The organism is Streptomyces sp. NPDC058955 (assembly GCF_042741435.1).
Taxonomy (GTDB): Bacteria; Actinomycetota; Actinomycetes; order Streptomycetales; family Streptomycetaceae; genus Streptomyces.
Map to the genome: position 1 here is coordinate 1 of NZ_JBHYKM010000023.1, position 5,933 is coordinate 5,933.

Annotated in this window: 6 protein-coding genes; 3 read left to right on the plus strand and 3 right to left on the minus strand. The window is 74.3% G+C overall.

What is annotated here, in order from left to right; all coding sequences use genetic code 11:
* Nucleotides 1–244 precede the first annotated feature (244 nt).
* Together ACFW1I_RS11935 and ACFW1I_RS11940 are read left to right on the plus strand one after the other, a co-directional pair.
* Entirely contained in the window at nt 245–1,210 is a 966-nt protein-coding gene (locus ACFW1I_RS11935; RefSeq protein WP_384669025.1) for a zinc-binding dehydrogenase, read from the plus strand.
* Between the two features lie 105 nt (nt 1,211–1,315).
* Entirely contained in the window at nt 1,316–2,722 is a 1,407-nt protein-coding gene (locus ACFW1I_RS11940; protein ID WP_384669027.1) for a cellulase family glycosylhydrolase, read from the plus strand.
* An 18-nt stretch (nt 2,723–2,740) separates the two neighbouring features.
* Here the strand turns inward: ACFW1I_RS11940 and ACFW1I_RS11945 are convergent, their stop codons facing one another.
* Entirely contained in the window at nt 2,741–3,688 is a 948-nt protein-coding gene (locus ACFW1I_RS11945) for a helix-turn-helix transcriptional regulator (RefSeq protein WP_384669029.1), read from the minus strand.
* A gap of 1 nt (nt 3,689) precedes the next feature.
* On the minus strand, nt 3,690–4,559 hold the full coding sequence (locus ACFW1I_RS11950) for a DUF4097 domain-containing protein (RefSeq protein ID WP_384669031.1): 870 nt from the start codon (nt 4,557–4,559) through the stop codon (nt 3,690–3,692).
* A 167-nt stretch (nt 4,560–4,726) separates the two neighbouring features.
* Between ACFW1I_RS11950 and ACFW1I_RS11955 the strand changes: the two genes are divergently transcribed.
* Nucleotides 4,727–5,542, plus strand: coding sequence for a hypothetical protein (locus ACFW1I_RS11955; protein ID WP_384669032.1), 816 nt, complete (start codon nt 4,727–4,729; stop codon nt 5,540–5,542).
* A gap of 66 nt (nt 5,543–5,608) precedes the next feature.
* Here ACFW1I_RS11955 and ACFW1I_RS11960 read toward each other — a convergent pair whose 3' ends face one another.
* Nucleotides 5,609–5,791 (minus strand): DUF6104 family protein, encoded by a 183-nt coding sequence (locus ACFW1I_RS11960; RefSeq protein ID WP_019075209.1) that lies wholly within the window; start codon nt 5,789–5,791, stop codon nt 5,609–5,611.
* Between the last annotated feature and the right edge of the window lie 142 nt (nt 5,792–5,933).

A 5,933-nucleotide genomic window follows, 5' to 3' on the forward strand; every position in this document is an offset into this window, starting at 1 on the left:
CGCCCGGGGCCCCCGCCCCGCCGGCCTCCCCGCGGGCGGTCGCCCCCCCGGGGCCCCCCCCCGGGGCCCCCCACCCGGCCGGGGGGGGGCCCTTTCGCTCTCGCCTCCTCGGCTTCCCCCTCCCCGGAGCGCGGGCGCGTGGCACGGGTGGTGCGGGCGGTCCCGCGAGGGGACGCGCGAGGGGACGCGCGTCACACCGGTGTGTGGTTCCGCGTGGTCGGCGCGGCCGCCTAGGGTCGAGGCCATGTTCGCTGCCTACGCTGCCCGAATCGACCGCGACCAGCCCCTGAACGGCCTCGAGTTGGGCGAACGCCCCGAGCCCGTGGAGCGCCCCGGCTGGACCACCGTCACCGTCAAGGCCGCCTCGCTCAACCACCACGACCTGTGGTCGCTGCGCGGGGTCGGACTGCCCGAGGAGAAGCTGCCGATGATCCTCGGCTGCGACGCCGCAGGGATCGACGAGGACGGCAACGAGGTCGTCCTGCACTCCGTCATCGGCCAGACCGGCCACGGCGTCGGGCCGGACGAGCCCCGCTCCATCCTCACCGAGCGCTACCAGGGCACCTTCGCCGAGCGCGTCTCCGTCCCCCGCTGGAACGTGCTGCCCAAGCCGAAGGAGCTCTCCTTCGCCGAGGCCGCCTGCCTCCCCACCGCCTGGCTGACCGCCTACCGGATGCTCTTCACCAACGCCGGCGTCCGCCCCGGCGACTCGATCCTCGTCCAGGGCGCCGGCGGCGGTGTCGCCACCGCCGCGATCGTCCTCGGCAAGGCCGCGGGACTGCGGGTCTTCGCCACCAGCCGGGACGAGGCCAAGCGGAAGCGGGCCGTGGAGCTCGGCGCCGTCGAGGCGTACGAGCCCGGCGCCCGGCTGCCGCGGCGGGTGGACGCCGTCATCGAGACCGTCGGCGCCGCCACCTGGTCGCACTCGGTCAAGTCCCTGCGCCCCGGCGGCACCCTGGTGATCTCCGGCGCCACCAGCGGCGACCGGCCCTCGCACGCCGAACTGACCCGGATCTTCTTCCTGGAGCTGAAGGTGGTCGGCTCCACCATGGGCTCCAAGGACGAGCTGGAGGACCTGCTCTCCTTCTGCGCGGCCACCGGCGTCCGCCCGGTGATCGACGAGGTGCTGCCGCTGGACCGGGCCCGTGAGGGCTTCGAGAAGATGGCCGCCGGCGACCTCTTCGGAAAGATCGTGCTGACGACCTCTTGATACGGGTCGGTCGACCTGATGGGATCTCCGGCACGTGAAACGTGAACAACGCTCACTTCCTCGTGCCGGAGGTCCTCCGTGTCCCGCTTGTCGCGCACCACTCTCGTGGCGACCGCAGTCGCCGCCTCCCTGCTCGCCACGCTCGCGCCCACCGCCACCGCCACCGCCGCCCGTACGGAGTCCGTGCCCGGCGCGGAGACCGGCGGCGACGGGATCCCCGACCTCACCGACTCCCGGGGCCGCGTCCTCACCCTGCGCGGCTGGAACGTCGGGGACAAGGCGCACAGCGGCGACGCCGCCCTCTCCTCCGTCACCGAGAAGCACTTCCGGGACATGCGGGCCAAGGGCTTCAACACCGCCCGGCTGCTGGTCTTCTGGGACGATCTGGAGCCCCGCCCCGGTCAGTACAGCCACGGTTACCTCCGCAAGATCGAGCGGGTCCTGGACTGGGCCGCCGCACACGACGTCAAGGTCGTCCTCGACGCCCACCAGGACGTCTTCGGCCCCGCCTTCGACCACCGGGGCATCCCCGCCTGGGCCACCAGGACCGACGGACTTCCCTTCACCCCGCGCCCCGACGACTGGTTCTCCGAGTACTTCGAGCCCGCCGTCCAGCGCGCCTTCACCCACCTCTACGAGGACGAGGACCTGCGACAGGCCCAGGCCCGCATGTGGCGGGTGCTCGCCGACCGCTTCGAGGACCACCCGGCCGTGCTCGGCTACGACCTGATCAACGAGCCGATGGGCGAACTGCGCGAGGGCGAGGACCTGGCGACGGCCGCCCGGCGCATCGAACGGGACCAGATCACCCCGATGCACAACCGGATCGCGGACGCGATCCGCTCGGTCGACCAGGACTCCTGGATCTTCGTCGAACCGACCCCGATCGTCGGCGAGGGCGTGCCGACCGGGCTCGGGCGGATCGACGACCCGAAGGTCGTCTACGCCCCGCACTTCTACAACGGCGCCATGGAGGCGGGAGGCGACTACGACCCCTCGGCCCGCTGGATCGAGAACTACGAGGCGGCGATCACCCTCTACCCCAAGGAGTACAAGGTCCCCGTGGTGGTGGGGGAGTGGGGGCCGCTCAACAACTCCGCCCCGAACATGAACCGCTTCTACCGGGAGGCCATGGCCTCCCTCGGCCGCTACGGCTCCGGCTGGACCGGCTGGGAGTGGTGCTACGGCGGTGGCTACTGCGCCGTCGACGGCACCGGCGCCTTCCGCACCAACAAGGAGCTGACCGCCGAGCCCTACGCGGAGGCCGTCGCCGGCCGGGTGCGCTCCGCCGCGTACGACCCGGCGGCCGGCGTCTACCGCCTGGAGTACCGGGCCGCCGGCCCCCGCGGCTCCCGCGTCACCGAGCTGGCGCTGCCGCCCGGCGACTGGAAGGTCGCGGCCCGCGGGGCGCTCGTCCTGCGCGACCGGGACCGGAGCCGGGTGCGCGTGCTCGCCGTCCCGGACGCCCGGGTCACCGTCACCGTGACCCGGGCCGCCGCCGCCCGCCCCTGACCCGGCGGCGGGCGCCGCTCAGACGCCCGAGCGGCGGTGGAGTATCCCGGTGATCCGGGTCGCGGCCGTGACCAGGTGGTCGCGGGCCTCCGCGAGCTGGGAGTCCGTCACCCCGTGGTCGCGGGCCGCGTCCCGGATCTCGTCCCGGAAGCGGTCGAGCAGCCGGTCCAGATCCCGGGCCGGCTGCCCCGACCCGGACGACTCCCGCGCCCACGCGGGCGCCTCCGCCGCCGTGCCCGCCCCGGCCGCCGTGCCCGTCGTGCCCGCCGTGTCCGTCTCCGGGGCGGCCGACGGCAGGTCCGCGGCCCCGGCACGGGCCTTGGGGTGGTGACCCTGGACGAGGTCGCCGAGCTGCGCGGTGATCCCCGACAGGCCCTCCCAGACGGCCTGCGGCCACTCGCCCCTGGCGAACCGGTTCTGGACCTCGTCCTGCACCTGCTGGGCGATGCGCTGGAACTCCTTCGCCTGGAGCTTCGCCGAGCGGGCCTCCTCCTTCGCCTGCCGGGTCTGCTCCTTCCACTCCCGGGTGGCCTTGCGCAGCTCCTCCTTGGCGTCCGAGAAGGCGCCGCCCTCCGCCGTCCGGGTCCGGCTCGCCGCCGCGCGCATCTCGCTGCGCACCCGGCCCGCCGCGCCCCGTACGTCCTCGCGGATCTCGGCGGCCAGCTCGGCGACGGAGTCCCGGATCTCCCGCTCCAGGGCGTCGAGCTCGGCCTCCCGGCCGGCCAGCTCGGTGCGGCCCGCGTCGGTGATCGAGTAGACCTTCCGGCCGCCCTCGCTGGTGTGGGTGACCAGCCCCTCGGCCTCCAGCTTGGCGAGCCGGGGGTAGACCGTGCCGGCGGAGGGCGCGTACAGCCCCTGGAAGCGCTCCTCCAGGAGTCGGATCACCTCGTACCCGTGGCGGGGGGCCTCGTCGAGCAGCTTGAGCAGGTAGAGGCGGAGTCGGCCGTGGGCGAAGACGGGGGCCATGTCAGAGCACCTTTCCGGACGCGGGGGCGGTGGGCGTGGGCTCCGGGTCCTCGGCGGACTCCGGGCGGCGGAGCAGGGCGATCGATCCGGAGACCGTGGTCGCTTTGAGCGTGCCGCTGCCGGCGCCGAGCGTCCCGGTGAGGGACCTGGTGCCCCAGTCGCCGGCCACCCTCAGGTCCTCGAAGCCGTTGGAGAGTGAGCCGCTGGTGGTGCTCGCCTCGACCCGGGCGTCCGCCGGGTGCGGCAGCCGGATGGCGATCTCGCCGGAGACGCTGGCGAGCCGGATGTCGGTCGGCGGGGCCCCGTCCGGCGCCGGGTCCAGGTCCAGGACCAGGTCCCCGCTGACGGTCTCCGCCCGCACCGCCGAGCCGGAGCCCTCGATCACCGTCACGGCACCGGTCACCGAGCTCACCCGCAGCGCGCCGGTCACCGACTGGGCCTCCAGGGAGCCCGAGACGGTCTCGGCGCGGACCGGACCGGAGAGCCCCACGAGCGTCGTGGCGCCGGTCACCCCGCGCACCTCGGCGCGGCCCCGCAGCCCGGAGACCACCGTGTCCGCCATGACCGCGCCCACCTCGACCTCGGCACCGGCCGGGACGGCGACGGAGACGACCGCCCGCCGCCGGTGGGCCTTGGTGTCCAGCCACTTGAGGATGCCCTTCCAGTGCAGGTCCTCATAGGTGACGGTGAGGGTGGACCCCTCCTGGGTGACGATCAGCGGTGGGCCCTCGATCTCCGAGACCTCCACCCGCGCCGTGCCCTCGTCGGTGCCCACCACGTTCACCGCCCCGCCCACGACGCGGATGCGCAGCCGCGTCACGGGCCCGTCGGGCGCGAGTTTCACCGGCTCGGTGACGGACCACTCGGTCATGGTGCGGACCTCCCGTTTCCTCGAAGCGTTCCATCCAGTCGACGCAACATATCGCGACTTCGAGATTCACGATATATCGCGGTGTGACGGAGTCAACCCTGATTCATCCCTGACAGGGTCGGAGCAAACACCTCGGTACACGGACAAAGTGGCCTAGCGTAAGGCCCATGAACGCGACATCCGGACCGAGCCCCGCCGGGGCGCTGCTGCTGTGCCGAGCCGACCCCACGGCGGTCCGGCCGCCCGCCCAGCTCCTGCGGGAGCGGCTGCTCCTCGCCCCCGCCGGAGCCGACTGGAGCGTCCTCGTACCGGAGGGAAAGCCCTGGCAGGACGACGGGGAGCCGGTCGAGCGGGTCGTCACCGGCTGGGCCACCGCCCTCGCCGTCTCCGCCGCCACCTGGCCCGTCCTCGCGCTCTGGTGGGACGGGGAACGCGCCGGGATCACCCTCGCCGCCGGCTTCCGCCGCACCGTCGGCTACACCTGGCTCGCGGACGGCACCCCGGTCGGCGAGGACGAGGCCATGCGGACCTTCGCCGACCGCCTCGCCCTCGACCCCGTCCTCGACGTCCAGGCCCTGGAGCCGCTCACCCTCCCCGACCCCGAGGCCGACGCCCGGACCCGGCTCGTCGGCCTCGTCGCCGTCCTCGCCCGCACCGGCCTCGACCTGCCCGCCGGTGTCGACCCCGGCGACACCCCCGACCGGCTCCGCGCGGCAGCCCTCGCCACCGGCGCCGAGCAGCTGGAGTGGCCCGGATGGCGGGGAGCCGTCCTCGACGAGCTCGACGCCGTGGAGGAGGGCCCCCTCGGCCCGTACGTGCGCGGCCCCCGGGCGCGCCTGCTGGGCGGCGCCCAGCTCGCCGTGGGCGTGCCGCTGCTGCTGTGGGGGCTCCGCCGGCGCTCCGGCGGCTGGACCGCCGCAGGGGCCCTCCTCGTCGCCCACGGCGCCCTCGGCCTCGCCTACGACCGGCTGCGCGCGCACTGACCCGCGCCGAACGACGGAAGGCCCCTTCCCGCGCGCGGGGGAAGGGGCCTTCCGTCAGGTGTGTGCCTACTCGTCGTCGTCCTCGTCGTCGAGACGGGCCAGCCAGGTCGCGAGGCGCTCGACCGGCACCTCGAAGTCGGGGTTGAGATCGACGAAGGTCCGCAGCTGCTCGGCGAGCCACTCGAAGGTGACCTCCTCCTCGCCGCGCCGCTTCTCCAGTTCCTCGATGCCACGGTCGGTGAAGTACATGCGATCCAGGATAGGCCCGCCCGGACAGGCCGGAGGGGGGGGGGGCGGCCGCGCGGGGGGGGGGCGGCGGCGGGGGGGGGGGCGGCGGGGCGGCGTGGTGGCGGGTATGGAATGTGCTGTGGTGCGACGCTGTGGGCAATCG

What these genes read in the sequence shown, in the direction of transcription:
- ACFW1I_RS11935 (WP_384669025.1), top strand. Translation starts at nt 245, where the DNA reads ATGTTCGCTGCCTACGCTGCCCGAATCGACCGCGACCAGCCCCTGAAC.
- ACFW1I_RS11945 (WP_384669029.1), bottom strand. Translation starts at nt 3,688, where the DNA reads ATGGCCCCCGTCTTCGCCCACGGCCGACTCCGCCTCTACCTGCTCAAG.
- ACFW1I_RS11950 (WP_384669031.1), bottom strand. Translation starts at nt 4,559, where the DNA reads ATGACCGAGTGGTCCGTCACCGAGCCGGTGAAACTCGCGCCCGACGGG.
- ACFW1I_RS11955 (WP_384669032.1), top strand. Translation starts at nt 4,727, where the DNA reads ATGAACGCGACATCCGGACCGAGCCCCGCCGGGGCGCTGCTGCTGTGC.
- ACFW1I_RS11960 (WP_019075209.1), bottom strand. Translation starts at nt 5,791, where the DNA reads ATGTACTTCACCGACCGTGGCATCGAGGAACTGGAGAAGCGGCGCGGC.